Below are 26,897 nucleotides of genomic sequence, written 5' to 3' on the forward strand. Positions count from 1 at the left end.
ATGCCAGCAGCTGCTTGACAAGTTACAGACCTGGGATGTCTAGCTGCCGGCGACCACCCGCCGGTCGGATTCGGCGTCGACGGAGTTCCTCGGCAGCTAGGAGGACGGCGCGGGTAAGCCGGTCACTACCAGCGCCGGCGTTATGGATCAGGGTCGTCGAGATGGGTGCCGCCCGCACCGGCGTTCCGCAGGTCCAGCCGTGCACCATCATTCCGTCGCCGATGTCGATGACATCAGACCACGTCGCTAGAATCGAGCCGGTTTCAGGCGTCGACGGCGCCATGGACGCCGCATCGGCAGATCCGCGACAAGCCGGGTGCGCACGGGCCGACGTACGAGAGTTTGGGGGAACCGAGTTCATGCCCGAGCGGCAGTGTACGGACGTGCCAGAGGCCGGTGACGACGCGGAGACTCCGCGGAAGCATCTGGACGACCTAGCTTCGACGGATGCTCCGCCAGTCATGGTCGACATCGACGCGCGCACCGACGTCGTCCCCCGGGACGAGGCGGAGGCTGACCCCCCTGGCCCCCTTTCCCGCACGCGGCGACTCCTGGTGGTCGCCGCCGTGCTTGCGGTGCTGGGGCTGATCTACGTCGCTGACCTGATTGTGACCTCCGATGCGGTGCCGCGCGGCGTGACCGCGGCGGGCGTGCAGGTCGGTGGCCTCAACATGGATGAGGCCGAGCAGCGGCTACGCGCCGAGGTCGCCCCCCGGGCGGCGCGGCTGGTGCCGGTCACCCTCGGGGTGGCTCGCAGCCAGATCGACCCGATGACCGTAGGGCTGAGGGTCGACTGGAAGGCCACGGTGGAGCGGGCCGGCTCCCAGCCGCTCAACCCGATCACCCGAATCACCTCGTTCTTCACCGAGAGGGAGGTCGGTGTGGACTCCGCGGCAGACGCGCAGGCCCTCAACGATGCGCTGGAGGAGCTGGCGCCGATCGTGGACAAGGATCCGGTCGAGGGCTCGATACGCTTCATCGACGGCACGCCGGTTCCGGTGGACCCGCAGGTGGGCCAGCGCCTCGACGTGAACGCCGCAGCCGAGGTGCTGCAGCGCGACTGGGCGACCGGTCCGGCAGTGGCGTTGCCGCTCGTCGAACTGCCGCCGAGTACGACGGCCGCCGATGTTGCCACCGCAGTCGAGCAAGTCGCCCGGCCCGCCGTGTCTGGGCCGGTCACCGTCGTCGGTGACGGCGGGACGCGGGGCACCATCCCCGAGGGTGTCATCGCCTCGGCGCTGACGTTCCGCGCCGAGGCCGGCCAGCTGGTGCCGGAGATCAACCGCGCCGCGGTCATCGATGTGCTGCGACCGCAACTCGCCGCATCGGAACGCCCGGGCCGCGACGCCGCCCTCGAGTTCAGGTCCGGCAGGCCGGTCGTCGTGCCGTCGCAGGACGGCCGGGGCGTCGACTACGAGGCCACCCTGGCCACCCTGCTTCCCGTGCTGACCGGGACCGAAGAGCGAGAGATCACCGCCGTCTACGCCGACCAACCAGCCGAGTTCACCACTGCGGACCTGGAGGACCTCGGCGACGCCGCCGTCATCGGCGAGTTCCAGACCGGCGGGTTCGCGACCGACTCCGGGATGAACATCAAGCGTGCCGCAGCGCAGCTCGACGGCATCGTGGTCGGGCCGGGTGAGACGTTCAGCCTCAACGCAGCGACAAACCCGCGCAACGCGGCGGCCGGTTACGTGGAGGCGGGAATTATCGAGGACGGGCGACCCGCGCGCGCCGTCGGCGGTGGCGTCTCCCAGGTCGCGACCACGCTGTACAACGCGGCGTACTTCGCCGGCATGGCGGACATCGAGCACCAGGAGCACAGCTTCTACATCAGTCGTTATCCCGCCGGTCGGGAGGCGACGGTGTTCGGCGACGTCATCGACGTGAAGTTCCGCAACGACGGCCAGACGGGGGTGCTGATACAGACCGAGTGGACGCCCAGCTCGGTCACCGTGCGGCTGGTGGGAATCAAGCGCTACGAGGTGACGTCGTCCCAGGGCCCGCGGACCAGCGCGACAAGCCCCAACACGGTCGTCCTGCCCGCTGGCGAGCCGTGCAGCGCCAGCCGGGGGTCGCCCGGTTTCACCATCACCGATACCCGCACGCTCCGCGAAATCAGCACAGGGAAGGTGCGCACCGAAGCGCATACCGTTCGCTATGCCCCGGCGCCGAAGGTCGTCTGCGGAGGCTGACCCGACCCGGTCAGACGCTCACCGGGCCCCCAGCGGCCGCGAATAGCGTGCTGGCGTGCCGGCTCCGACACGCTCGAATCTTGCCGGCGGCCACGATCAGTGCGCCAATGCACACGGGGCCGCGTCATAGTTGACCGCCGGACATGACCGTACGGTCGGCACTTCGTCAGGGGGTCGCAACCCGGCGCGTTCCAGCCATCTATGAGCCGGTGAACTCCGATGATCTGCCCACCGCTTACCGCGCACCGGCGAACCGCGCGCCACGAATCTTGTTCAAACACAGCAAGTCCCGGCCGTTCACTTCGCCGCGATGTGCGGGATCTACGTCGTTAACTGCTGGTGCTACGTCACACCCCGGCATACGAATGCAGGCCTGCGATCACCAGGTTGATGAAGAACAAGTTGAACACCATCGAGGCGAAGCCGGCGACGTTGATCCAGGCGGCCTTGCGGTCACGCCAACCGGCGGTCGATCGGGCGTGCAGGTACGCGGCATAGATCACCCAGGCGATGAACGACACCGTCTCCTTGGGGTCCCAGCCCCAGTAGCGGCCCCACGCCTCTTCGGCCCAGATCGCGCCGAAGATCACCCCGAAACCGAACACCGGAAACGCAAATATGGTTGTGCGATAGGCGATCCTGTCCAGAGTCTGCGCATCGGGAAGCCGCGCCACGACGCGCGCCAGCGGCCCTTTGGCTTCCGGGCGACTTAAACGCGACATCTTGAGCAGGAATAGGACGCTGGCAACGCCAGCAACCAGGAACACCCCGGAGCCCAGGCTGACCACCGACACGTGGATCGGCAGCCAATAGGACTGCAGGGCCGGCATGACCGGCGCGGCGTTGGTGTAGAGCCAGCGCCCCGATACCGTCAACAGGATCAACACCGGAACGAGGACGAACACCCACAGCGTGCGGTGCTGCCTGTGGCGCAGCACCACCGCGGCGGCGACCAGACCCGATAGGCAGGTCAGATTGATGAACTCGTACATGTTGCCCCACGGCGCCCGCGCGGTGGCCAGCCCGCGCAACACGATGCACCCCAGCAGGACACCGATCCCGACGTAGACGGCCGCGAGGCCGGCCTGCCCGATCCGTTCGTCGAGCGGACGCCGACCAACGTCGACGACGACACCGGGGGTGACGCTGTCGGATGCGACTGCTCCCGCGGTGACCAACTCACGGCTCTCGGACTTGCGGCTGTGAGCGTAGGCCAACTCGATAGCGAGCAGCAGCAGCGCGACCACGAGCACCACCAGCGACGACGTGAAGGCCCGATCGGAGTATCTAGCCAACCCGAAGTCGATGCCCTCGACGTTCACGTGTCCTCCTCAACGGCGTGGGCAGGCTGCGTCCGGGAGCGCCGTGAACCAATGAAAATGCACTACGCAAGATAGTACTGAAGAACTCCGTAGTATCGTGCTGCTCGACGGATCGTCAGCACCCCTTCCGATCAACCCGGCCCTGTAACTGCCTCGATAGCTGACGATGATGCTCGGTTGACAGATCAATGATAATTGGGGCTATCATCGCCGTGTGACGATGAAAAGTGGTTCTGTGGATACCGCGGCGACGGCGGTGAACTTGAGTGCGGCGACGGCGTTGTTTCACAGCTGTCGGATGCGACGCGGTTGGCGATTCTGCGCAGACTGGCGGTTGGTGAGACCCGGGTGCACGATCTGATGGCCGAGTTGGGGTTGGCGCAGTCGACGGTGTCGGCGCATCTGGCATGTCTGCATGACTGCACGCTGGTGGATTTCCGGCCGCAGGGCCCCGCCCTCGGTGTACCGGCTGGCGTGCGCAGAGTTGCTCGAGATGTTTCGGGCAGCGAAGACGGTGTCGGAGGCCACCGGCAGGGCAGTCGCCCTGTGCCCCAACGACAGTCATCCCGAGCACAAGGTCGCGCGATGAGCATCGAATGCGGCAGCGACGGTCACGGGACTGGCGAGGTTGAACATGGGCCGGCGGTGGATGAGAACGCCCCGTGCATCGACCTTGCCTACCCTGTGCCCGAGGGCTTCAGCGCGGGTGCAGCCGCGTGATCCTGTCCTCAGTCTTGCAGGCGGTCGGCCTGTTCCTTGCCACCAACATCGACGACATCATCGTGCTCTCGCTGTTCTTCGCCCGCGGCGCGGGACAACGCGGCACAACGGCGCGGATCACCGCAGGCCAGTATCTGGGATTCGCGGGCATCCTGGGCGCGGCCGTGCTCGTGGCGTTGGGCGCGGGAGCGTTCCTCCCCCCAGCAGTCATCCCGTACTTCGGGCTCATACCCCTGGCCCTAGGGCTGTGGGCGGCATGGGAGGCCTGGCGCGGGGACGAGGACGACGACGCCAAAGTCGCGGGCAAGAATGTCGGCGTCTGGACCGTCGCTGGAGTCACCTTCGCCAACGGCGGGGACAACATCGGCGTCTACGTCCCGGTCTTCCTCAGCGTGGGACCTGCGGCCGTGGTCGCCTACTGTGTCGTGTTCCTCATGCTGGTCGTGGTCCTCGTCCTGCTCGCCAAGTTCGTCGCCACCCGCAAGCCGATCGCCGAAGTCCTTGAACGCTGGGAGCACATCCTGTTCCCGATCGTCCTGATCTGCCTCGGCATCGTCATCCTGGTCAGTGGCGGAGCCTTCGGTCTCTAACCGGACCCGTGCAGACACTGCGAGCGGCGAAGAGATCTCCCAGGCAGTGGGCCGCCGTGCTGAGCCTGAGCGAGCGTGCTGCGGCAAGTTCCGCCGGCGTCGCGCTGACCGGCTGGCTGGTCGGTGTCATTGATCTCGACCTTTTCGGCCCAGATGGGGCCGCCGACCTCGGCACCATCTCTATGTAGCGGCGCTGTTGGTTGCGGCCTATGCCGTGATGTCCTATGTCGGAAAGGATTTCGTGGCCCCACCTCCAGGGAGGGGCGAAGGGCGGTCAGTTGCAGACTGGACCGGCCGCCAAGGGCGCGCTCAAGGTTCACGTAACAGCCGAACCATTCATTAGGTGATTGAACTGTGCGGCAACTTCGGGTGGCGGTCTTGGGCACACCCAACCATCCTGTGCATTAATGCTTCTCACCGATCACGAATACGGCCCGATTATCCTCTGCAGCAGGGCAATCAGTGTGGCCGATTCCCATGCCGGCCAGCGCTACCCCGACGAACTGCACCATCAGGCGCCTAAGCTTCGTCCTGGATCTAGCCGCTATCATCGGTTTGTGTCAATCAGTCGCGGCGAAGAGCGGGCGTCCGGAGGTGCCGGGACGATTGGATTCCGCGCGCAGCTTTGGGCTGCTGCGATTTCCGCCGTGCTGGTGCTGGCCGGCTGGCTAACCGGTGTCGTTGATTTCGACCTGTTCAGCCCAGATGGGGCCGCCGACCTCGAAACGGACCTCTACGTGGCCGCGGTGCTGGTTGCCAGCTATGGGGCGATTTCTCTGGCCGCGAAGCTTTTCGCCGCCCAAAGATTAAGCCGGCGTGACCGTGGCGGCCCTCCGCTGTGACGAACGCGGCATGACGGTGAGGCGGTGCCACCTTTGCAGGGTTAATTCTCACGGCCAGCACGAAACCCCGATGACGCTGGGAATCGACGAGACACCAATGATCAGGAGTGTCAACGGAACCCAGAACCACACCGTGGCGATCGCCCCGCCGGTGATCATCGACGCCGTCGGCACCACCCCGATGGGGCGCCGGGGCGACGCAGCGGGCGCCTCGACGGCATCTGGACTCGTGTCGGTGACTGCGACCACGCCTTGAAATCTATGAACCTGTGGCGCCGCGCGGCACAGCGTTTTCCCGAGAACGCAGCGGGGATAACCCCCGGATTAGCTTCGCAGGTCATGGTCAATGGTGATGAGCGCCGGCTGCTGAGCAATCTCGGCCCGAGCTCCTTCGCGTCCGTGATGGGAACCGGGATCGCCGCCACGGCGGCGGATCGTCATCCTGATCCTGGCCATCGGTGCCAACTGGATGGGCATCCGAGTGTGGTGCGAAGCCATGTGCGCAACCCGCAGATGGCCCGCTGCTACGGGGTGCCTCCGATGGCTCTGCTCACCGTCGGCGCGGGGACGCTCCTCGTGGTAAGGACCTGATCGGGCAGCGGGCGGCCGTGGACCTCGACTGGGTGCTGTGGACGGCGGGCACGCTGGGTCGGCTGTTCACCGCATCGACGAGGACGGCTGGCCGGGTTGCGATCTGCACGTCGGTGCGGATGTCGTCGTACGCGTGGTCGCGGCGATGTCCAGCATGGCGGCGAACTGCATGACGCGGTCGCTGCGATGCTGCAAATGTCGCGCGCGCTTTTGGCGACGACCAGCCCGTACAGCGACGGCGTACCGGATCTATCGTTCGTGCGCCGGTCAGCATCCGTTCATCGACATACCGTTCAATCGCTCCTCACAAGCGCTTGGTGAGGAGACTGAAGTGGCGGTAAGCGTGTACAAGGTCGTGGCGGTCGTTGCGGTCGCGGCGATGTTGCCGTTGACGGCCTGTAGCAGCGATGACAACAAGGACGGCAACGGCGATACGGTCACCCGGGCCGCCGGCGGTGATCTCAGCTCCAATGGTGGTGCGCGCCGACTCGACGGCGATCAGTCGCAAGCGATGCGCGACGCCATCAACAACGGCGGTGCACGCAACATCATCCTGCTGATCGGCGACGGCATGGGCGATTCAGAGATCACCATCGCCCGCAACTACGAAAAAGGCGCGGGCGGCGGCTTCGCCGGGCTCGACGCCTTCCCGCTGACAGGCGAGTACACCACCTTCGCCCTGAACAAGGACGGCAAGCCGAACTACGTCCCCGACTCCGGGGCTACTGCGACCGCCTGGTCCACCGGCACGAAAACCTACAACGGCGCCCTGGGCATCGACATCAAGGGCGCCGAACAGGCCACTATTCTCGAGCTGGCCAAGGCCCAGGGTTTCGCGACCGGCGACATCACCACCTCCGACATCCAAGACGCCACCCCGGCGGCGCTGTTCTCGCACATCTCCGAACGAGACTGCTACGGCCCCACGGAAATGGCCGAGGACTGCCCGGACGAGACCCTGGAGAAGGGCGGGCCCGGATCAGTCACCGAACAGCTGCTGGCTGTGCGGCCCGACGTGACCATGGGCGGCGGCGCCGAGACGTTCGCGCAGAGCGCCACCGCCGGCGAGTACCAAGGCAAGACGCTGGAGGTCCAGGCCAAGGAGCGCGGCTACCAGATCGTGCGCACCGCAAGCGAATTGGCCAACGTCACCAAGGCCGACCAGGACGCCCCGCTGCTCGGCCTGTTCGCCGACGGCAACATGCCGGTGCTGTGGTCAGGGCCCCCCGCGGTGCGGCAGGGCTACCTGCAGCCGGCGTCCAAGTGCACCGACAACGCCGAGCACACCTCCGAAGTTCCCACGCTGGCCGACATGACGCAGAAAACCATCGACCTTTTGAAGGGCAGCCAGAAGGGCCAGGACAAGGGCTTTTTCCTGCAGGTCGAGTCGGCGAGCATCGACAAACGCAACCACTCCGCCGATCTGTGCGGTCAGATCGGCGAGACGGTCCAACTCGACGACGCGGTGCAGAAGGCGCTCGAGTTCGCCCGCCAGGACGGCAACACCCTGGTGATCGTCACCGGCGACCACGGACACACCAGCCAGATCGTCGAGGAGTTCACCAACGAGGACCTCCAAGGCATCGCCGAGGATGCCAAGCTGCCGATCGAGCGGGTCCGCGACATCATGTACCCCGGGCTGACCACCAAGCTCACCACCGCCGACGACGCCGATATGACCATCAGCTACGGCACATCGGAAGACGTCAACGTCGAGGACGAAACCCACACCGGCACCGAGGTGCGCATCGCCGCCTACGGGCCGCGCGCCGCCAACGTCGTCGGACTCACCGACCAAACCGACCTGTTCTTCACCATGACCGACGCGCTCGGGATCGACCGGTCACAGCAACCCGAACACTGACGTGGGCCCCTGCCCAAGGGTGTCGGACCCGTTCGGCGAGCACGGCGTGAAAAGCGCGGGCAGCCCGCCAAATCGCCGCGTTGGCAGTTGAGTCCGGCGTCGACGAGGGTCAGCGCTGCCTGCGCCTTGGCGATACGCTGAGTCAGTTCCTCGTGTTGGGGTTGCAGGATCGCGGTCCGTTCGGCGGGGCCTGGGCGCGGTCAGTATCGCGCGGATGTCATCGATCGAGGAGCCCGACGAAGTGCTGCAACAGTGGCTCGGGCCAGCCCTCGCACCCACATCTGTCGCGCCGCCGCATCCAAGCGTGCGCCAAACCATCGATCTTCTGCCCGACTTGCTGGCCGGGCCAGTGCAGCTAAGCGACGTCGCCCGCGCAGTGCACTTGTCGGCGGACCGGCTCGGTCGGCTGTTCGCCCGCGAAGTCGGCATGTCGTTTCCGGCCTACGTCCGGTGGGCGCGGCTTATTCGGGCGATGGAGGTCGCGCGCGGCGGCGGCACCTTCACCGACGCCGCGAACGCCGCCGGCTTCACCGACAGCTCGCACGCCAACCGCGCCTTTCACGAAATGTTCGGTATCGCACCGATCGCCGCTCACCGCAGCGTGCGGCTAACCTGATCTCGCGAAATCCCTAAGCCTCGACCGAGCGGCTCGACGGCCACAGCGCCGCCGTGTGCAGATCGCCAATCGGTGCGTAGTCTTCGATGGGCGCCGACGCCATCAGCGCTGCCCATCTATGTCGATGACCACCTTGGACGTCGCCCTTATCGGGCTCGAATGCGCTGGCCGCGTGATCCAGGAGCACTCGGCGGGTAATCATTTCCGCAAGCCATCCGGTGTCGGCGCGCGCCAGGATGTCGGCGGCTTGCGGTAGTGGCGCAGGTTGGCGTAGACCGATCCGATCACCACGTCGTTTTCGAGTACCATCTCGCGGTTGACCGCCCCGGCGTCCACCGTGCCGTGCCGCCCGGCCGGGGACACACCGGTCAGGCAGGTGATCCCGTAGCGGCCGGTGTTCTGCAACACACCGAAGACCACGCTGCCCGCCCCGGTGGCTTCGATCACCACATCGGGCCGCAATTACTTTGTCACCGAATCGATGTCGCGATGCTGGTATGTGGCCCCCAGAGCTCGCACCAGGCCGGGTTTGGGGCCACCGGTGACGCGGTCCAGCACATGAATGTCTAAGGCCGCGCTGGACGCCGATCAGCGCGGCGAGCAGTCCGATCGGCCCGGCACCGGTGATTAGGGCTCGCTGCGGCTCAAACCAGCTGCGCCTACCGACCCGGTCGATTTGGTCCCACGCCTTCGCGACGACCGACGTGGGTTCGAGCAGCGTGCCGACATGTTCGAGCATGGGATCCAGTCGGACCGCATGGTCCGGCGCGACGGTCCAGCGCTCACTTCCATAGCCGTGCAGCTGCTTGATGCCACACTCGCGGTAGCGACCGTTACGGCACATGTCGAACTCGCCACGCGCACATGCGCCACACGGCTCCGGATCGGGTCTGCGCACCACGCCCACGACGAGGTCACCCACGGCGAAGCCGCTAGCTGTACTGGGTCATGAGGTTGGTGTCAGTCTGCTGATCGGTGGGAGGCCGCCGAGTGCGCTGTGACGCCGTTGAGTGTTGTAGTACTCGAGCCAGGGTGCAAGGGCTGCGGCGCGGTCGCTGTTGGTGCTGAAGACTTGGCGATAGGCCCACTCGGTCTGCAGCGTGCGGTTGAGCCGTTCCACCTTGCCGTTCTGCCATGGGCAGTGCGGCTTGATGAAGATCTGACGAGTCCCCATCTCGGCGCATACCTGGCGCAGCGAGTACCGGTAGGCCCAGGCGTTATCGGTCATCAAGCAGTCGATGGTGCTGATGCCGTGGGCGCGGAAATAGGCTGCTGCGCGGTGCAAGAACGCCGCGGCGGTCAAGCCTTTCTCGTCGGCGAGGACTTCGGAGTACGCCAGACGTGAGTAATCGTCGACAAGCAGTAATCGTCGACAAGTGAGTGTATGAAGTCGAAGCCATTGCCGCGTCTGCGTTCTCGATCGGGAGCGCATCCTCGACCATGAGCACGCCACCCGCCGCCGTCGGGGATGCGACCCAATTTCTTGACATCCATGTGCACCAGTTCGCCCGGTCGACTCCGTTCGTAGCGCACGGCCGTGGACTTCGAGGCCCGGATGACCAGGCCGGTCATCGGATCACAGTCACGCAGATATGGCATGTGGCGCCGATTGAGCACCCGTGACACCGTACGGGCGCACACTCCCAGCTTGGCGCTGATTTCATCCGGGCCGCAGCGGTGACGCCGCCGCCAGGCCACGATCTGATTCTCCAGACCGCGCGGAATGCGGGTTGGCACCGTGTGCGGGCGCGACGAACGGTCGAGCAGCCCGGCTTCGCCCTCGGACTCGAAGCGGCTGATCCAGGTGTGCACGCACTTGCGCGCAACCCCAATCGCCTTGGCGATATGAGCCTTGGGCCAGCCAGCCTGATGCCGGCGCACCATCAACAGTCGTCCATGAAACGTCGTATGAGCATTACGGTGTGACACGAGAACCTCCGGATGAGTGATGGGCCTTCGATAAGCCACACCCCACCCGGAGGTTCTCCCTACATCAAGCCAACACGCCCGTTACCAACGTCATGTCTCGGTACAGCTAGCCGGCGGCGACTCGCGGACCCTACCCAGCGATTCATGGTCAAGCACCAGCGACACCGATTCCTCTGGGGCCCAACCGTATTCTCCCGCAACGACGTCTTTGTCGGTGCCGCATACGCCGATGGCGAGACCGTCAGCGGGCTTAGGCTCGGGAACGTCGGTTATCGCCAGCGTCGACGGGCGTCGCGGTTCTACGGTCAACGTTCGTATCTCGCGGGAAGTACTACCCCTTTTCTGGCGACAGTTATCCGCACGCTGTCGAATGTCGGCAATGGCCGAATTCGTGTGCCCCTTGCCTCGGCGGGCACCCCGCGACCATCTGGATGCCCAACCAGCCACGACAAGCGTGGCTTCCCATCGGCACTGCCGCGGTGCCGGCACCGACGGCGGCCGGGTACCGAAACAACGCGGCCCCCGACTCCCCCACCCGGGCTCAGGTTCACACACGGCGATGACATCGACCGCAAGCGCCTTCATCGTCGCGCTCCGCGCGCCACGTGAGTGCGCCGCCACGACCGGGGAACGCCGTGTTCGGGTCGGTATCAGCGGCGTTGCCCCGTTGTCTTCAATGGGTGCCGTTGTGCGAGTTCGGGCGCAGGGGGAAGCAGTCGCGTGACCAACCGGTCGAACTCGTCACCCCATCCGGCGTTGTCGGTGCGCGCCAGTCCACCCATCTCCACCGTCAGGGCACCGGTGTCATTATCCGTGCGGATCTTCACCCAGATGCGTCGCCGACGGATGATCAGCGAGACCAGCAGGCCCGCCATCATCGTGGTGGCGAACACCAGCACCCAGATCTGCGCCGGATCGTGAGAGACCTGCAGGCTGACGAAATCGCTGACGGCGTCAAAACGGACGACGGCGCCGTCCTCGAGTCGGGTTTGTTCACCGAGGCGCAGGTTGACCCGGGCCATCCGGGTGAGCCGGCCCTGCTCGATCATGCGCTTGTCCAAGGCGAAAATCGATTGTGGGCGACCAGAATCCAGCCCGGTATCACCCTTATAGATATCGATGGCCACCGCGGGATCGTTGGGGGCGGGAAACGCCGACGACAAAAGCCGCCCATCACGTTGTTCGGTCGGAGCCAGCAGTCCCTCGATAGCGATCTGATTCTTACGGCGCTCATCCGGGTCGGGGTAGCTGCCCGCCGGCGGGTCGAACCGCATGGCCCCCGACGACAACAGTGTCTGCAAGTCTTCCGGCTGCCATTGCACGGTGTGAGAACGCGTCTGCCCATCCGGGAAGGTCACCGTGAACGTCGGCGCGTAACCGTGACCGAGCAGATACACCCGGTTGCCACCGACGCGCAGCGGCTCGTTGACCTTCAACCGGTAGGACTTCCAGGTGTCGTTCACCAAGTCGTCGCCGGCCTGATACACGATATCGGCCGAGAACGATGCCGCCTGTCCAGTCGGGAGGAACTCGGCATCGAAGTTGTTGACCCGCAGGCAGATCGGATACAGCGCCGTGCCGTCGACGGTCGTGCCTGGCCGAAACGCGTCGAACGCCGCCGGCGAGGCCGAACAAAAACCCGGTCCCCCGTTGGCGATCACGATGACGTTCCCCTCGTAGCCGAACAATTTGCCGGCCGCGACCGCGACGAGCAGCCCGATCAGCGAGAAGTGAAACACCAGATTGCCCGCCTCGCGCAGATAGCCCTTCTCCGCGGCGATCTCGACGCCCTCGCTGCTCCTGCGGGTGATTGTGCGCCAGCCGCGCAGGTTGGCCGCCACTGCATCCGCGAGGGCCTGCGGGTCCCCCGCGGCGGTCACCACCCGGTGCTTCGGCAGCCGGGTGAGCTTGCGCGGGGAGCGCACCGGAGCTGCCCGGACACTGCGGGCATGCTCAATCACACGCGGTGTCAAACAACCGATCAGCGACACAAACAGCAGGACGTAGATCGAGGTGAACCAGACGCTGGAGAACACGTCGAACACCTGAAGGCGGTCCAGCCACGGCCCCACCCGCGGATTGTCGGCGATGTAGCGGCCAACGGTGCTCGGGTTGACGTTGCGTTGCGGCCACAACGCCCCCGGTATCGCCGCCAACGCCAGCAAGAACAGCAGCACCAGCGCAGTGCCCATCGAGGTGAGGGCACGCCAGGTGTTGCGAACGTAGGCGAAAGCCCGGGTCATATCGGCAACGTGGTGTTGGTGACGAAGGCGTCGCGGACCCAGGAGACGAATTCGTTCCACAGCCCGCTCACCAGCGCCAGCCCCACGGCGACCAGTAGCACGCCGCCGAATATCTGCATTGCCCTGGTATGGCTGCGAAGCCACCCCATCGCGTGCACCGCGCGGGCAGATCCCAACGCCAACAGGACAAAGGGCACACCCAGCCCCAGACAGTAGGCGATGACAAGGACCACGCCGCGGGCGATGGCCGATCCTTCGGTGGCCGAGGCCACCGCAATCACGCCGGTCAATGTAGGTCCCAGACATGGCGTCCAGCCCAAACCGAACACCGCCCCCAACAGCGGAGCACCCCCGATGCTCGACAACGACTTCGGCGTGAACCGGGCCTGGCGTTGCAGCGCGGGGACAAAACCCATGAAGACCAGGCCCATGAGGATCGTGACGACACCGCCGATCCGCTGCAACAACAGCTGGTTACCGATGACCGTCGTGGTGAGGCCCAGGATCGCTATGGTGCCCATCAGAAACACCGCCGTGAAGCCGGCGATGAACAATCCCGCCGCTGCCGCCACCCGCAGCCGTGCACCCCGCGGCGTCGATTGGCTTTCTTCGTCGACCCCGACGACAGCGGCAAGATAGGAAAGGTATCCCGGCACCAGCGGCACCACGCATGGCGAAGCAAACGACACGAAACCGGCCAGCGCCGATACCAGTAGCGCCAGCAGCACATGCCCTGACGTGGCGACCTCAGTGAATCCGTTCATCGGCGGCCGCGCAGCTCGATCACTTCTCGACCCCGATTATCGAGCTTGTGCACGCACATCCTTACCGTGACACCACCTACGCGACTACTACACAGGCTAGTAGCATAACCGGAGCCACTTGAGACCCTCACACAGCACCCGTTGGGCAGGCGTTTGCTGCACAGAATCGGGCAATTTTGGGAGCGACTCACGATGCTGTGCGGCAGCGACCATAGCCTCCTGGTGACGAGGTGCTGCCGCGGAGATGAATCCCGCCGGCGGATGAACTCCGTTCACCAGTACCCCCCACCGCCAGTGCTATGCTAGCCCCAAACACCGATGACATCGGGAGAAACCGATGCGAATTGTGCGCTCAGCCCGACCGGCCGAGAAATGGTCAAACCCCTGCTGGCGTAGCGGCTCGCCGGTTCGCGCCAGCAGTCGCCTCCACGGCGAGCCCGACAATAGTTCGCCCCGGTCACCGCGCATCCTCACGGCCGGCGCGCTTGCTGCCATGACAGCAGCGGATATGGGCGGCCAAGTGAAATCGCAACTCACACATGCCAATTAAACCGGGGCATCGCATGCCACGCACTGTCGATTCCGCTGAACCGACCGCCGACATCACCAGGGCCTGGCTGTACCGCTGGGGTGTGGCGATCGCAACTCACCGGCGCCCGATTTTGGTGGTGTGGGCGGCGATCTTGGTGGGGTGTGTGCTGGCCTATCCGGTGCTGGAACAACGGCTTGGCGGCATGGATTTCGGGGTGCAGGGCTCCGAGTCAGCCGACGTTGATCGCCTGCTGAGCCAGTATTTCCCGTCGTTCGGCGCTGAGCAGGATGTGATCGTCTTCCAGTCTGCGATCACCACCGCCGATACCCCGCAGTACCAGGCCGCGGTACGGCAAACGTTAGCTGCGGCGCGCGGTGTCGCCGGGGTGAAAGACATTATCGATCCCTATGCCGGGTCAGGCCAGATATCGCCTGACCGCCGGGTGGCGATCGCCTTGATTGGCATCGATGGCGATATGGCTCAACGCTCGACGGTGGCCGACCAATTGCAAAACGTGGTCAGTTCGCAGACCGGCGGGCCAGTAGCTGCGGCGATCACCGGGTATTCGCCGGTGCAAAACGACTCAGTCCAGCTGCAAAACGAGGATGTCAAGCGGGCCGAAGCGATCGGCGTCTCGATCGCCCTGGTGCTGCTGATTTTCGCGTTGGGCGCGCTAGCAGCCGCCGTGGTGCCGGTCGGGGTCGCCCTGGCCGGGCTGCTGGTCGCGGTGGGGTCCATGCTTGTCGCCAGCACGGTGATCGATTTCGACTCACTGATGATGTCGATGGCCACGATGATCGGCGTCGGGGTTGGCGTCGACTACGCGATGTTCATCGTCAGCCGGTTCCGCGAAGAGCTCGGCCGCGCCGGCGTCACCAGTCGACGCGACGACGACAACATTGCCGCCGCCGTGGGGCAGTCGTTGAACACTGCCGGCAAAACCATCCTCGCCTCCGGGATCATCGTGATGATCTCGCTGTGTTCCCTGCTGGTGATGCAAGCGCCGGTCTTTCGAAACATCGCCGTGGGCGTGGCGATCGCCGTGTTAAGCACGTTGGTCGTTGCCTTGACCTTGCTGCCGGCGCTGTTGGCCGTGCTTGGTCCCGCCGTGAACCGCGGCGCACTGCCGAAACGATGGCGTCCCGCTGAGATTACTGACACCCAGACAACTAGCAGCGGCTGGGCGCGATGGGCACGCCTGGTGATGAAACGGCCGCTGCCGTTCGGTGCGATGACCCTGCTCGTCCTATTGGTGGCCGCCGCGCCCGTGCTGGGCATCCGATACGGTCTGGACATGGGCACATCTGCCCTGGCCGACAAGCCGTCCGGGCGCGCGGCCGCCACCCTGACCGCCAACTTTCCCGCCGGGACACTATCGCCTGTCGAAATCGTGGCCACCGGTCCGGACGGCTCGCCGTTGACCGTCGGCCAGGCTCAACAAGTGCAGCGCCTCATCGGCCAAGCCGCCCGTGATCAGCGTGTGGGTGCCGTCCTACCCGTCCAAGAGTCGCAGGGGCGACAACTCATCACCGTCGTTTCCGACGTGGCGTTTGATTCAGCGGCCGCAGAATCACTGGTTCGGGACTTGCGTGCAGCAGCGGCAGAGGCCGCCACCAACGGCGGGCCCGCCATCGTGATCGGCGGCAGTACAGCCGAATTCGTCGACCTCTCCGACGAGATGACATCCAAATTGCCGCTCGTCATCGCTTTGGTGCTGGCCAGTTCAATGCTGTTTTTGATGGTCGTCTTCCGCAGCGTGGTTCTCCCGCTTAAAGCGGTCCTGATGAACATGCTGGCCACCGGTGCCGCCCTAGGCCTTACCGTTGCCGTGTTCCAGTGGGGCATCGGTGAATCGGTGCTCGACTTCACCAGTCCGGGCTTCTTGCAGGTCTATCTGCCCACCGTGGTGTTCGCCGTCCTGTTCGGCCTGTCGATGGACTACGAAGTGTTTTTGATTCGCCGCATGCGCGAATACTGGGACAGCGGCCACGACAACGAGCTCGCCGTGGCCGCCGGACTGACCCACACAGCGCGACCCATCACCGCTGCCGCCGCGATCATGGTCGCCGTCTTCGGCAGCTTCGTCACCGCCAACGTGTTGGAACTCAAGCAAATCGGGTTCGCACTCGCGATAGCGGTCGCAATCGACGCCGTCATCGTACGGCTCGTTTTGGTGCCAGCAATGATGCGTGTCCTGGGCCAATGGAATTGGTGGACACCGAAACTCGCATTCCGCGCCGGGTCATCCCACGCCGAGAAACCGTAGCGATCGACCGGCGCAACGCGAAACAATCAAAATGTCTTAGGCAGCCAACCACGCCGCCGCGCCGCCCGCTGGTGCCGGCCAGGGCTCCCCCGTCCCTACCCGAGGGAACCAGCTCAGCAACCAACCACGGCCAGCGCCGGCCAGGCCACCCGCCCACACGAGCACGGGTTGAGCCCTGTTGACTTGCCGCAGGACACCGCGCGCGTTCGTTCACCGCTGACGACGCGAGCCCAGCACGGGAGGCGCGCACCGTGACCGCTCCTGGGTTTCGCCCAACCATCGGTTGGATGCGGCCAAACCCGCCGTTGAGGGTTGGCGGTATCTTCGGGCATCAGAGGTCCTATCACACGCCCTATCACGCGGTGCATTGGCGCCGCCGGCTTCAGGAGGCCCAATGACGACCCATGTGCTGGTTTTGGGTGCCGGCTTCGCAGGGCTTGAGCTGGCTGCCCAGTTGTCGCAGTCACCCGAGCCGGTGCGGGTGACGCTGATCGATCGCAACGACACCTTCCACTTCGGCTTTTCCAAGCTCGACGTGCTGCTGGGCCGGCGCACAGCCGACGACGTCCAGCTACCGTATGCCCAGCTGGCCAAGCCCGGAGTTGAGTTCCGCCGGGAGGTCATCACGGCCATCGACGCCGAAACCCGCCGAGTGCGCACCGACGCCGGCACCTACGACGCCGACTTCCTCGCGGTCGCACTCGGCGCGGACTACGACCCGTCAGCCACCCCGGGTTTCGCTGAAGACGGCTATGACTACTACACGCTGGCCGGAGCCGAACGCCTGCGCGACGCGCTGCCCACCTTCGACGGCGGCAACATCGTCATCGGCATCCTCGGCGAGCCCTACAAATGTCCACCGGCGCCGTTCGAGGCGGCCTTCCTGCTCGAGGATTACTTCACGGGCAGAGGTCTGCGCGATCAGGTGACGATTACCGTCACCGGATACATGAACGCCCCGGTACCGGTCGCTAAGGAAGTGTCCGAACCGCTCATGGCCCATCTGACGGCGCGCGGCATCACTTTCATCCCCCAACGCACGGTGTGCCGATTGGACACCACGGCCAAGCGAGCCGAATTCGCCGAGGGCGACAGCATCCCCTACGACCTGTTCATCGGTATCCCGGTGCATCGGGTGCCGGCGGTCGTCGCCGAGTCCGGGCTGGCACCCGACGGCTGGATCGCGGTCGACAAAACCAACCTGGCGACCCGGTTCCCGGGGGTGTACGCCCTCGGCGACGTCGCCGCGGCCAACACGCCCAAGGCCGGGGTGTTCGCCGAACGCGCCGCTGGGGTCGTCGCCGCCGACATCACCGCCCGGCTGCGCGGTACACCGCCGCCGCCGCCCTACGACGGGGCCGGTGACTGCTTCATCGAGTTCGGCCGCGGGCAGGTCGCCAAAGTACACGCCAACTTCCTGGGCGGCCCGCAACCGACCGGGGCGCTGCTGGGCCCGTCGCGCGAACTGGCCACCGAGAAAGCACACTTCGCCCCCACCCGCCAAAGGCGCTGGTTCACCGCATAGCCGGGCCGCCCCGAGCCGGCCGATCAGCGCTCCCGCCGCGCTGTTCGCTATCGGACCCGCGGTATGCGCGCCGACACACTCACTGCGGGTGCCAACCCTGCATGGCGGGCTCAGACGCCCACGAAACCGGCCGCGGCGTCGGTCGAAAGACGCCGTCGACACCACGCACGACATTGCCTTCGGCTGCGCATCCCGCAGGCCTCCGCACCCCAAGCGGACTGGCTGGACAGCTCCCGGCGCCGGCCGAGGCGCGCGAGCCGCTCGCTAACCCCAGGGCTGGGTGAGCAGCTCCGCGTTCAGCTGCTGGTTGACCCACAGGGCGATCACCGCGACCACACCCACCGGTATCCATATCCGCCGTGGCAGCGCCATGACCAACCAGCGGCCCGAGGACCACCCGATGACTGCCCGGATCAGCAGCGCCAGCGCGGCAGCGACGAGGACCGGGCTGGCCGGGTTGTAGCGCAGCGCCTGGCCCAACTCCCCTTGCAGGGTCAGATAGACCCCTCGCGTGCCGCCGCACAACGGACACATCACCCCCAAGCGACACAGCGGCCCGTGCAGGTCCACGTCGGGCAGGCCGACAACGGCCATCACCGCAGCGCTCACCAGGCCGGCCACCGCCAACCACGTCCACACCGGGTAGGGGTCATGCCGCCGAACCGCCACCCCCACCCGCCTGGGCAGCTGTTCGCTCTCGTAACGATCGGTCATGCTCGGCCTCCCCCCCGAAATGCTACCCACGCCTTCGGGCGGCGTCGCCGCACCGCCCGGATCCGATCTGCCCGAACGACTGTGGTACCCCCGCCGTCGGCACGCCCAGATCAATAAGGCATCGCCTCAGCATCGCCTCTAACCGGTCACCGCGTCCGACCCGCCGATCCCACACGTGATTCGGACGGACTCGGCCGCCCAGCCCAGCGCACCCAGTGCCCTACCGCCATCAGCGATCCGGCGCTTGACCACATACCCCTACGGGTATAACCTCGTTGTTAGGGCATATACCCACCCGGGTATATGATTGAGGAAGCGTAGAAGTGATGATCGATGACCAGGACGGCATCGCAGTGGTGCTCAACCGGTTGCGTCGCGCGCACGGCCAACTGGCCGGGGTGATCGCGATGATCGAGGCGGGCCGCGACTGCAAAGACGTGGTCACGCAGTTAGCCGCGGTGTCGCGTGCGCTGGACCGGGCGGGATTCAAGATCGTTGCCACCGGTATGCGGCAGTGCATGACCGGCGAACACCGCGACGGCAAGCCGCCACTGAGCGAAACGGAACTGGAAAGGCTGTTTTTGGCCTTGGCGTGACCGCTGAAGAACTCAGGACCCGACGCCGCGGTCTGCCCCGCGACGCCGACCGCTCGATCGAGGTGTTGCGGTGCAATCATTCGGCTGCTCGCAGGACCGCCGCGGCGCACGGCCAGTCGTGGACGAGGCGATGGACCCACACGTGGCGGCCACCGCAGCCGCCCGCGCCGACAGGGCCCGGCAGATGTCCCGGCCAGGCCGCAGTCATCGACACCGCCGCCGGGACGCCACGCTGGGTCGCCGTTGCGACACCGAGAGGAAGGAGGATGGCGTGACCCTGGCGATCGCGGTTACCACCGGTGCGGTGATCGGCGTCCTGCTGGGACTGCTCGGCGGCGGCGGTTCCATCCTGGCCGTGCCCGCCCTGGTTTACGCCCTGCGTCTGCCGGTCAACCAGGCGATCCCGTTGTCGTTGCTGGTGGTTGCGGTCGCCTCCAGCGTCGGCGCGCTGCCCAAAGCCCGTGCGCGCCACGTGCAGTGGCGCCTGGCGGGGATCTTCGCAGCCGTGGGCGTCCCGGCCGCATTCGCCGGCACCGAGGTCGGCCGGCAGTTGTCGCAGTCGGTGATCCTCGTCGGGTTCGCGCTCGTCATGATCGCCGCCGCGGTGCTGATGCTGCGCGACGTCAGCACCGGCACCGCCTGTGTAGTCGGTGATTCGGGCGTCAACTGGCGGCGCTGCGCGCCGCGGTCCCTGCCGGCGGGGTTGGCGGTGGGTTTTCTCACCGGGCTCTTCGGAGTGGGAGGCGGTTTTCTGATCGTTCCCGCACTGGTGGTGCTGCTGGGCGTGGAGATGTCGACCGCGGTGGGCACCTCGCTGGTGATCATCGCCGCCAACTCGGCTGCTGGGGCCATCTCTCATCTGGGCGATGCCCCCCTCGACTGGGCGCTGACCGCGGCGTTCGTCGGCACGGCTGTCATCGGGTCGGTGCTGGCCGCCCATCTGGGCAGCCGGCTTGGCCCGCAACGCTTACAGCGCGGGTTTGCCTACCTGGTGTTCGCGGTCGCGGCCTGGGTCCTCGTCGACACCGTGCTTATCCGCTGACAATCACAACTCCGCTGACAATCCCAACCATCCATCTTCGAAAGGACATCACCGGTGGACGTTTCCATCATCGAAACCTCAAGCCTGGGCGATCGCAGCTATTTGGTCAGCCACGACGGTGTGGCCGTGGTGATCGACCCGCAACGCGACATCGACCGGGTGATCGCGCTGGCCCATCAACACACAGCAACCATCACCCACGTCGTGGAAACCCATGTGCACAACGATTACGTCACCGGCGGGCTGCAACTGTCGCGTGTCGTCGGCGCCCACTACGTCGTGCCCGCCGGCGAGGACGTCGCCTACCCGCGCCGCGCCGTCAGCCACGGCGACATTATCGATGCCGGGCCGCTACAACTGCGTGCGGTGCACACCCCCGGCCACACCCACCATCACCTGAGCTACGTGCTGCACGGACCCGACAACAAAGTCGCCGGGGTGTTCACCGGCGGTTCGATGCTGCACGGCACCACCGGGCGCACCGACCTGGTCGGCGCCGAGCACACCCGCGCCCTTACCCACGCCCAATACCATTCGGTGCGCCGCCTGGCCGACGAACTACCCGACGGCACCCAGGTGTACCCCACCCACGGTTTCGGCAGCTTCTGCTCGGCCACCCCAGCGGCCGGCGACTCCTCCACCATCGGCGAGCAGCGCAGCACCAACCCGGCACTGACCCTCGATGAGCAAAGCTACGTGCGCCAGCTGCTCGACGGGCTGAGCGCCTACCCGGCCTACTACGCGCACATGGGCGTCATCAACCGCGCCGGCCCCGCCCCGGTCGACCTGTCGCTGCCCGAACCCGTCGACCCCGACCAGCTGCGCGGGCGCATCGACGCCGGTGAATGGGTCGTCGACCTGCGTAACCGCACCGCCTTCGCCGCCGGGCACCTCGCCGGCTCCATGGGCTTTGAGCTGTCGAACTCCTTCGTCACCTACCTGGGCTGGCTCTACCACTGGGGTGCGCCGTTGACCCTGATCGGAGAGCACACCGACCAAATCGCCGACGCCCGGCGCGAACTCGTGCGCATCGGCATCGATGACCTCGCCGGGGCCGCCGTCGGTGACATCCGTGCGCTAAGCAGCGGCGCAGTGCTGCGCTCCTACCGCATCGCCGATTTCGCCGACCTCGCCCACACCGGCCTCGACGGCCTCGACGGCCTCACCGTGCTCGACGTGCGCCGCGCCGACGAATACCGCCACAGCCACATCCCCGGCGCGCTCAACATCGCGCTGCACGACCTGCTGGCGCGCGTCGACGACGTCCCCCGCGGCGACGTGTGGGTGCACTGCGCGTCGGGCTACCGCGCCTCGATCGCCGCCTCCCTCATCGACCGGCCGGGGCGCACCGTCACCCTCATCGACGACGACTTCGACAACGCCGCCGAAGCCGGACTCATCGAAAGCTAATACCTCGGCGCCAACGGCAGTGGCGCCCATGGACACAACTCCATACTTTGTAGGTACGTAGACAGTAGATAGAGCCGGGGGCGGTGCCCCTGCTCGGATTGGAGGTTCGTGATGACCCTGACGATTGGTGATACCGCCCCGGACTTCGAGGCCGACACCACCGAAGGTCGGATCAGGTTTCATGACTGGATCGGCGACAGTTGGGCGGTGCTGTTCTCCCACCCCCGCGACTTCACCCCGGTGTGCACCACCGAACTGGGCTACATGGCCAAGATCAAGCCCGAGTTCGATCGTCGCAACGTTAAGATCATCGGCCTGTCGGTTGACCCGCTTGACAACCACGCCAAGTGGTCGCAGGACATCGCCGACACCCAAGGCGTCGCGCCCAACTATCCGATGATCGCCGACACCGATTTCGCGGTGTCGCAGGCTTACGGGATGCTGCCCCCCGACATCGCCGGTGATCCCACCGAACGCACCCCGGCGCAGAACGCGACCCTGCGCAACGTGTTCGTGGTCGGCCCGGACAAGAAAATCAAGCTCCTGCTGATCTACCCGATGACCACCGGACGCAACTTTGATGAGGTGCTGCGGGTGATCGATGCGCTGCAGTTGACCGCCACCCATCAGGTGGCCACTCCGGCGCAGTGGCGCCAAGGCGACGACGTGATCATCGCCGGGTCGGTCTCCGACGACGAGGCCCGCCAGATCTACCCAGATGGGTGGCAGGCCCCCCGGCCGTACCTGCGCATCGTCCCCAGCCCCACACCGCGCGCATAGCGCTCCGAAGACACATGCCGATTCCCTTGGATCGCGTTATCGTTGCACTGCAACGGAAACTGGCTCTGCGCCACCCCCGCGTCGTTGTTTAGTTGCAACGCATTGTCACCTGTTGTCTACGGGCCGTCTGCTGCGCATTTGATCGCGTCGGCGTAGATCTGTGGACTGGCATCGAATAGTTGAGCGCACTCGGGTGAGCAGAAGTCGTAGTCGAGGTCTTGATAACGGATTGTTGTTGCGGCGGTACCAGGTTGCAGCAGCACGCGGCATACCGGGTCGACACGCGGGCACAGGCAGTCGAGGTCGAGGGCGAACACGTCCACCGGTGCGGTGATGTTGCGGAATCTCGTCGGGCCCCCTTCGGTGACAGTGAGCCCCTCGTCGCGGGCGGCCGCGGCGACCTCTTGTGTCAGCAGGATCTGTCCGTTGACGGCGGCCTCGGCGACGCGCGCGGCCAAGTTGACGGTGTGGCCGTAGATGTCGTTGTGGCGCTGCACGATTGGGCCGTAGTGAATGCCGCCGCGCAGCACCGGAAACCGGTTGGTGTGGGTGCACAGCTCGATCACGCGGCGCACCAACGCCAGCGCCGACGGCGCGGTGGGAGAGGTGAGTAGTAGCCCGTCGCCGAGAGTTTTCACCAGCCGATCGTCGGGGCCGAGCGCCGCGGTGGTTAAGGCCGCGAATTGCTCGGCGAGGTCAGCGGCTTCCTGGTCGCCGCGCACCGCGGTGAGCGCAGTGAACCCGGCCAGGTCCAAGAAGGCCACCGCGGCGTGGTCGCTCACGTTCACAGCATCCATAACGTTGGAGGGTCACCTCCGCTGCAGGCTCGCATCGCGCGCATCCCGTGTCGATTGGGGTGCTTTTCGCCCCTGCAGGAGAGCGGTCACGACCCCGGCGCCGAGTGCGGTGACCGTCGCGGTGACCACCAGCACTAGAGTCATGCCGTGAACGTATGCCGCCGAGGCGCTGGCGGCAAGGCCGGCGTTGTTGAGCTGTTGGGCGACGGCGAGTCCGCCCGCGATCGACTCACGTGCTACATCCGCGACGGCGGGAGACAAGCCGGTGATGTCGAGGCGCGAGGTGTAGCCCTGGGCGAGCACGCTGCCCAGCACCGCGACGCCGAGCGCGCCCCCGGTTTGGCGCAGCGTCATCGCGATCGCGGTGCCGGATCCGGCGCGGTCCTCGGGCAGGGCTGACAGCACTGCGTCCATGGCCGGTGACAGCGCCAGCCCGATGCCGAGTCCGGCGACGGCCAGCCAGCCGGCGACAAACCCGTACCCGGAATCAAGTGAGGTGGTGGCGCCCAGGGCCAGTGCCGCGGCCAGGACCACCAGTCCAGCGGCGACCGGGGCGCGGTAGCCCACGCGGGCGGCGAGCCGCTCACCCAGCGGGGCTCCGATCACCAGGCCACCCATCAGCGGCAGCAGCCGCAGCCCCGTGGCCAGCGGATCGTGACCCAGTACCAGCTGCAGGTATTGCGGGATGACGAACAACAGGCCGAGCAGCCCGAACGTCACCAGGACTCCGCCGATGCTGCCGCCGAGGAACTCGCGCTGACGAAACAGCGGCAGGTCGATCATCGGGTCGCGGATGTGCTGTTCCCACACCACGAAGACGACAAGTAGGGCGGCCCCAAGCGCCACCGCGGCCAGCACCAGCGGGTCGCTCCATCCGCGGTTGGGCGCCTCGATGAACCCGTACACAAATCCGAGCAGCCCGACGGTTGAGAGCAGTCCACCGAGCACATCGGGGCGGCGCGGGTGGGTGTCGCGCGACTCGGGCAGCAGCCACGCGATGGCCACCACGGCCAATACCGCCATCGGCACGTTGATCAAAAAGATTGAGCCCCACCAGAAGTGCTCGAGCAGCCAGCCGCCCAGAATCGGGCCCAGCGGTATGCCGAGGCCGACCGCGACCACCGTCAACGACACCGCGCGGCCGCGCTCTTCAGGGCCGAACAGCACGGGCAGCAGTGCGAAGATCACCGGCAGGATGATCGCGGCGCTGATGCCCATGACCGTGCGGGCCGCGATAACGCCGGCCGCGCTGTCGACCCACGGAGCCACCGCCGACGATGCACCGAAAAGCGCCAGCCCGATCAGCAGCAGCCGACGGCGCCCGTAGCGATCCCCCAGCGCGCCGCACACCAGCATCAAACCGGCCAACACCAGGACATAGGCGTTGACCATCCACTGCAACGCGTCGGTGCCGGCCGACAGGTCGGTGGCCAGCGTCGGCAGCGCCACATTCATGATCGTGATGTCAAAGCCCAACGCCAGCGCCGCGACCCACATCCCGGCTAACGCCCACCACCGGTGCGCATGCGAAGTAGTCATGACGACCTCCCTGAAAACGCAGCGGTAGTTGTCACTGTCACCGTCTATTAGCGATCAATCTAGTTACGAAACTATCATCGGCTTTCCCCGAAAACAACGGCATAAACCGATTATTAGACTGCTGCGGGTCAGTGTTCGGCTGCTTCGCGCCATGCTTGGCGCCCGGACCATGCGGCGAGCGCGGCGACCACGAGGGCAGCGGCGGGGTCAGCCCACCACCACCCGAGCGCGGCTGTTGAAACCCAGGCCGGCGAGCACGGTGACCGACAATGCGTTCGACATCCACGTTTCGGTCGACTGGGCCACCAGCACCGGATTGTTCAGCTGCTGTCCGGTGCGGCGCTGGGCCAGGGCGACCGGAATCATGACGATCAACGCAATCACGTTGAGCACGATGCCGATCAGCGACTCGCCTGGTGCCTCGCGCCCGATCAGGTCGCGCACCGACTCGAAACTCACGTAGCCCGCGAGTGCGAAGAAGGTGATCGCGATCATGCGCAGCGCCGGCGCCTCTCGGGCGTGGGCACCGCCGCGGAGTTGCCAGATCACCACCGACGCGGCGAAGACCTCGATGGTGGAGTCGATGCCGAAGCCCACCAAGGCGATGGAATTGGCCGCCAGGCCGGCGGTGACGGCGATGATGCCCTCGATGACGTCCCACACGACGATGAACCAGGCCAGCGCCAAGCCGCGCCGCACCAACTGATCCTCACGAGGCCGGGTCATGGCTACCCTCCGCCCTCGCCCGCTCGCGCTCGGCATACAGAATCGCCAGGATCAACGTCGTTGCGCCGACGACGATGAGCACGTCCGCGCCGTTGAACGTCGGAAACCAGCCCGTGTGCAGGTAGTCGGTCACCACCCCGTCGCGGGCACGGTCGATGAAGTTGGCCACCGCCCCGCCCAGGACCATCGCGACCGCGAATCGCACCACAAGGGGGGCGCTGCTCGCCGATCGCCAGGCATAGATGGCCAACCCGGCGATGACCAGCCCGCTAATTCCGAGCAGCACCCACGTGGGCATGGTGTCGCCCATGCTGAACGCGACGCCCGGGTTGAACGCCAGCCGAAGCTGGATCACCCACAGATCAATGGCCTCACCGCGGCCCAGGCCGCGCACGGCCCAGCCTTTCAAAGCCAGGTCAAGCGCGGCCAGCGCCACCGCAAGGGCAACCAGGACGACTCGTGCACGTGTCGGCGACGAGGATGTCACTGCGTGGCGTGCATCGGCGCCGCGGGTTCCGGTGTTGCCGAGCGGTCGCTGGGGATGGTGTCCAGCGGTTTGGTGCGACCGGCGCGCACGCCGTTGGCGATGACGACGATCTCGGCGAGCTCATGCACCAGCACCACCGCGGCCAGGCCGAGCACCCCGAACAGTGCCAACGGGATCAACACGGTGATCAACCCCAGTGAGAGGCCGACGTTTTGCAGCATGATGCGCCGGGCCCGGCGGGCATGGGTGAACGCCTGCGGAAGATGGCGCAGGTCCTCACCCATCAGGGCGACGTCGGCGGTTTCGATCGCGACGTCGGTGCCCATCGCGCCCATCGCGATGCCCAGATCGGCGGTGGCCAGCGCGGGTGCGTCGTTGACCCCGTCACCGACCATCGCGGTGGACCGCTGCTGGCGCAGCTGTGCCACCAGGGCCGCTTTGTCCTCGGGTCGCAGCTCGGCGTGCACGGCGTCGATGCCCACCTCTTGACCGAGTGCGGCGGCGGTGGCGTGGTTGTCACCGGTGAGCATCGCGACGTGATAGCCGTCGCGGTGCAGTTGGGCGACCACGTCGGCGGCCTCGGGTCGCAGCTCGTCGCGCACCGCGATCGCCCCGATCGTCTGTCCGTCTTGTTCGACGAGGACCGCGGTGGCGCCGTCGTGCTGCATCCGGGCTACATCGTCGGCGAGCGGGCCGGCGTCGAGCCAGCCGGGGCGGCCCAGTCGGAGGACCTTGCCGTCGCGGCGGCCGGTGAGCCCGGCGCCGGTGACCGCCTCCACGTCGGAGGCCGGGTCGACGCCGTCGACC

General features: G+C 66.4%; 21 protein-coding genes and 6 pseudogenes. 14 read left to right on the plus strand and 13 right to left on the minus strand.

Translation table 11 applies throughout. The features are described 5' to 3' along the window. The first annotated feature begins 461 nt into the window (after nt 1–461). Nucleotides 462–2,195: a VanW family protein gene (locus tag Q2100_RS15755; RefSeq protein WP_302914837.1), complete on the plus strand. Its 1,734-nt coding sequence runs from the start codon at nt 462–464 to the stop codon at nt 2,193–2,195. A gap of 347 nt (nt 2,196–2,542) precedes the next feature. Here Q2100_RS15755 and ccsB read toward each other — a convergent pair whose 3' ends face one another. Then, a complete protein-coding gene (gene ccsB / locus Q2100_RS15760; protein ID WP_302914838.1) occupies nt 2,543–3,517 on the minus strand; it encodes a c-type cytochrome biogenesis protein CcsB in 975 nt (324 codons plus the stop codon). A gap of 220 nt (nt 3,518–3,737) precedes the next feature. On the opposite strand from ccsB, the pseudogene Q2100_RS15765 reads away from it, so the two are divergent. The 4 genes and pseudogenes from Q2100_RS15765 to Q2100_RS15780 all read left to right on the plus strand — a co-directional run bounded on the left by Q2100_RS15765 (nt 3,738) and on the right by Q2100_RS15780 (nt 5,669). Beyond that, nucleotides 3,738–4,106 (plus strand): annotated as a pseudogene (locus Q2100_RS15765) (ArsR/SmtB family transcription factor). A 127-nt stretch (nt 4,107–4,233) separates the two neighbouring features. After that, nucleotides 4,234–4,827, plus strand: a complete 594-nt coding sequence (locus Q2100_RS15770) for a cadmium resistance transporter (RefSeq protein ID WP_302914839.1) — start codon at nt 4,234–4,236, stop codon at nt 4,825–4,827. Between the two features lie 56 nt (nt 4,828–4,883). After that, entirely contained in the window at nt 4,884–5,015 is a 132-nt protein-coding gene (locus tag Q2100_RS15775; RefSeq protein ID WP_302914840.1) for a hypothetical protein, read from the plus strand. Between the two features lie 219 nt (nt 5,016–5,234). Next, entirely contained in the window at nt 5,235–5,669 is a 435-nt protein-coding gene (locus Q2100_RS15780) for a hypothetical protein (protein WP_302914841.1), read from the plus strand. Between the two features lie 66 nt (nt 5,670–5,735). Here the strand turns inward: Q2100_RS15780 and Q2100_RS15785 are convergent. Beyond that, nucleotides 5,736–5,918, minus strand: a pseudogene (locus tag Q2100_RS15785) (sensor histidine kinase); the annotation flags it as partial. Nucleotides 5,919–6,008: 90 nt separating this feature from the next. On the opposite strand from Q2100_RS15785, the pseudogene Q2100_RS31885 reads away from it, so the two are divergent. The 3 genes and pseudogenes from Q2100_RS31885 to Q2100_RS15800 all read left to right on the plus strand — a co-directional run. After that, nucleotides 6,009–6,334, plus strand: a pseudogene (locus tag Q2100_RS31885) (SLAC1 family transporter); the annotation flags it as partial. A gap of 257 nt (nt 6,335–6,591) precedes the next feature. Beyond that, the gene (gene phoA / locus Q2100_RS15795) at nt 6,592–8,124 is read left to right on the plus strand and encodes an alkaline phosphatase (RefSeq protein WP_302914842.1); all 1,533 of its coding nucleotides are present in this window, start codon (nt 6,592–6,594) and stop codon (nt 8,122–8,124) included. A 292-nt stretch (nt 8,125–8,416) separates the two neighbouring features. Beyond that, nucleotides 8,417–8,740: pseudogene (locus Q2100_RS15800) on the plus strand (helix-turn-helix transcriptional regulator); the annotation flags it as partial. A gap of 198 nt (nt 8,741–8,938) precedes the next feature. On the opposite strand, the gene Q2100_RS15805 reads toward Q2100_RS15800, so the two are convergent. The 5 genes and pseudogenes from Q2100_RS15805 to Q2100_RS15825 all read right to left on the minus strand — a co-directional run bounded on the left by Q2100_RS15805 (nt 8,939) and on the right by Q2100_RS15825 (nt 13,676). Beyond that, complete coding sequence (locus Q2100_RS15805) at nt 8,939–9,187, minus strand: hypothetical protein (protein ID WP_302914843.1); 249 nt, start codon at nt 9,185–9,187, stop codon at nt 8,939–8,941. Nucleotides 9,188–9,341: 154 nt separating this feature from the next. Beyond that, nucleotides 9,342–9,584 (minus strand): annotated as a pseudogene (locus Q2100_RS31775) (theronine dehydrogenase); the annotation flags it as partial. Nucleotides 9,585–9,686: 102 nt separating this feature from the next. Next, nucleotides 9,687–10,669, minus strand: a pseudogene (locus Q2100_RS15815) (IS481 family transposase). 650 nt (nt 10,670–11,319) lie between these two features. Next, nucleotides 11,320–12,912 (minus strand): cytochrome c biogenesis protein ResB, encoded by a 1,593-nt coding sequence (resB, locus tag Q2100_RS15820; RefSeq protein ID WP_302914844.1) that lies wholly within the window; start codon nt 12,910–12,912, stop codon nt 11,320–11,322. Continuing rightward, the gene (locus Q2100_RS15825; protein ID WP_302914845.1) at nt 12,909–13,676 is read right to left on the minus strand and encodes a cytochrome c biogenesis CcdA family protein; all 768 of its coding nucleotides are present in this window, start codon (nt 13,674–13,676) and stop codon (nt 12,909–12,911) included. The genes resB and Q2100_RS15825 overlap by 4 nt, the downstream gene beginning before the upstream one ends. A 563-nt stretch (nt 13,677–14,239) precedes the next feature. Here Q2100_RS15825 and Q2100_RS15830 point away from each other — a divergent pair. After that, nucleotides 14,240–16,474, plus strand: a complete 2,235-nt coding sequence (locus Q2100_RS15830; RefSeq protein WP_302914846.1) for an MMPL family transporter — start codon at nt 14,240–14,242, stop codon at nt 16,472–16,474. Between the two features lie 394 nt (nt 16,475–16,868). Then, entirely contained in the window at nt 16,869–17,999 is a 1,131-nt protein-coding gene (locus Q2100_RS15835) for an NAD(P)/FAD-dependent oxidoreductase (RefSeq protein WP_302914847.1), read from the plus strand. A 264-nt stretch (nt 18,000–18,263) separates the two neighbouring features. On the opposite strand, the gene Q2100_RS15840 is transcribed toward Q2100_RS15835, so the two are convergent. Beyond that, entirely contained in the window at nt 18,264–18,713 is a 450-nt protein-coding gene (locus Q2100_RS15840; RefSeq protein WP_302914848.1) for a DUF2752 domain-containing protein, read from the minus strand. 326 nt (nt 18,714–19,039) lie between these two features. On the opposite strand from Q2100_RS15840, the gene Q2100_RS15845 reads away from it, so the two are divergent. The 4 genes from Q2100_RS15845 to Q2100_RS15860 all read left to right on the plus strand — a co-directional run bounded on the left by Q2100_RS15845 (nt 19,040) and on the right by Q2100_RS15860 (nt 22,541). Further along, entirely contained in the window at nt 19,040–19,309 is a 270-nt protein-coding gene (locus tag Q2100_RS15845; protein WP_302914857.1) for a metal-sensitive transcriptional regulator, read from the plus strand. A gap of 271 nt (nt 19,310–19,580) precedes the next feature. Continuing rightward, the gene (locus Q2100_RS15850; RefSeq protein ID WP_302914849.1) at nt 19,581–20,351 is read left to right on the plus strand and encodes a sulfite exporter TauE/SafE family protein; all 771 of its coding nucleotides are present in this window, start codon (nt 19,581–19,583) and stop codon (nt 20,349–20,351) included. Nucleotides 20,352–20,405: 54 nt separating this feature from the next. Further along, nucleotides 20,406–21,761, plus strand: coding sequence for an MBL fold metallo-hydrolase (locus Q2100_RS15855; protein WP_302914850.1), 1,356 nt, complete (start codon nt 20,406–20,408; stop codon nt 21,759–21,761). 111 nt (nt 21,762–21,872) lie between these two features. Next, nucleotides 21,873–22,541, plus strand: a complete 669-nt coding sequence (locus Q2100_RS15860; protein WP_302914851.1) for a peroxiredoxin — start codon at nt 21,873–21,875, stop codon at nt 22,539–22,541. Between the two features lie 116 nt (nt 22,542–22,657). On the opposite strand, the gene Q2100_RS15865 is transcribed toward Q2100_RS15860, so the two are convergent. The 5 genes from Q2100_RS15865 to Q2100_RS15885 all read right to left on the minus strand — a co-directional run. Beyond that, nucleotides 22,658–23,323, minus strand: a complete 666-nt coding sequence (locus tag Q2100_RS15865) for an adenylate/guanylate cyclase domain-containing protein (RefSeq protein ID WP_302914852.1) — start codon at nt 23,321–23,323, stop codon at nt 22,658–22,660. A gap of 27 nt (nt 23,324–23,350) precedes the next feature. Beyond that, nucleotides 23,351–24,877, minus strand: coding sequence for an MFS transporter (locus Q2100_RS15870; protein WP_302914853.1), 1,527 nt, complete (start codon nt 24,875–24,877; stop codon nt 23,351–23,353). Between the two features lie 207 nt (nt 24,878–25,084). Beyond that, nucleotides 25,085–25,639, minus strand: coding sequence for a cation diffusion facilitator family transporter (locus Q2100_RS15875; protein WP_302914854.1), 555 nt, complete (start codon nt 25,637–25,639; stop codon nt 25,085–25,087). After that, nucleotides 25,587–26,039 carry a signal peptidase II gene (gene lspA, locus Q2100_RS15880; protein WP_302914855.1) on the minus strand — a complete coding sequence of 151 codons (453 nt, stop codon included), beginning with the start codon at nt 26,037–26,039 and terminating at the stop codon, nt 25,587–25,589. Before lspA ends, Q2100_RS15875 begins: the two co-directional genes overlap by 53 nt. Nucleotides 26,040–26,086: 47 nt before the next feature. Further along, on the minus strand, nt 26,087–26,897 hold an 811-nt coding region (locus Q2100_RS15885; RefSeq protein ID WP_302914856.1), incomplete at its 5' end, for a heavy metal translocating P-type ATPase.

Origin of the sequence: Mycolicibacterium arseniciresistens, from assembly GCF_030519285.1 — a bacterium.
Classification (GTDB): Bacteria; Actinomycetota; Actinomycetes; order Mycobacteriales; family Mycobacteriaceae; genus Mycobacterium; species Mycobacterium arseniciresistens.

Bases quoted from the DNA above. Each gene is read 5' to 3' on its own strand.
- Q2100_RS15755 (WP_302914837.1), top strand. From the start codon at position 462: ATGGTCGACATCGACGCGCGCACCGACGTCGTCCCCCGGGACGAGGCG.
- Q2100_RS15780 (WP_302914841.1), top strand. From the start codon at position 5,235: ATGCTTCTCACCGATCACGAATACGGCCCGATTATCCTCTGCAGCAGG.
- resB (WP_302914844.1), bottom strand. From the start codon at position 12,912: ATGACCCGGGCTTTCGCCTACGTTCGCAACACCTGGCGTGCCCTCACC.
- Q2100_RS15825 (WP_302914845.1), bottom strand. From the start codon at position 13,676: ATGAACGGATTCACTGAGGTCGCCACGTCAGGGCATGTGCTGCTGGCG.
- Q2100_RS15830 (WP_302914846.1), top strand. From the start codon at position 14,240: ATGCCACGCACTGTCGATTCCGCTGAACCGACCGCCGACATCACCAGG.
- Q2100_RS15835 (WP_302914847.1), top strand. From the start codon at position 16,869: ATGACGACCCATGTGCTGGTTTTGGGTGCCGGCTTCGCAGGGCTTGAG.
- Q2100_RS15840 (WP_302914848.1), bottom strand. From the start codon at position 18,713: ATGACCGATCGTTACGAGAGCGAACAGCTGCCCAGGCGGGTGGGGGTG.
- Q2100_RS15845 (WP_302914857.1), top strand. From the start codon at position 19,040: ATGATCGATGACCAGGACGGCATCGCAGTGGTGCTCAACCGGTTGCGT.
- Q2100_RS15860 (WP_302914851.1), top strand. From the start codon at position 21,873: ATGACCCTGACGATTGGTGATACCGCCCCGGACTTCGAGGCCGACACC.
- Q2100_RS15870 (WP_302914853.1), bottom strand. From the start codon at position 24,877: ATGACTACTTCGCATGCGCACCGGTGGTGGGCGTTAGCCGGGATGTGG.
- Q2100_RS15875 (WP_302914854.1), bottom strand. From the start codon at position 25,639: ATGCCGAGCGCGAGCGGGCGAGGGCGGAGGGTAGCCATGACCCGGCCT.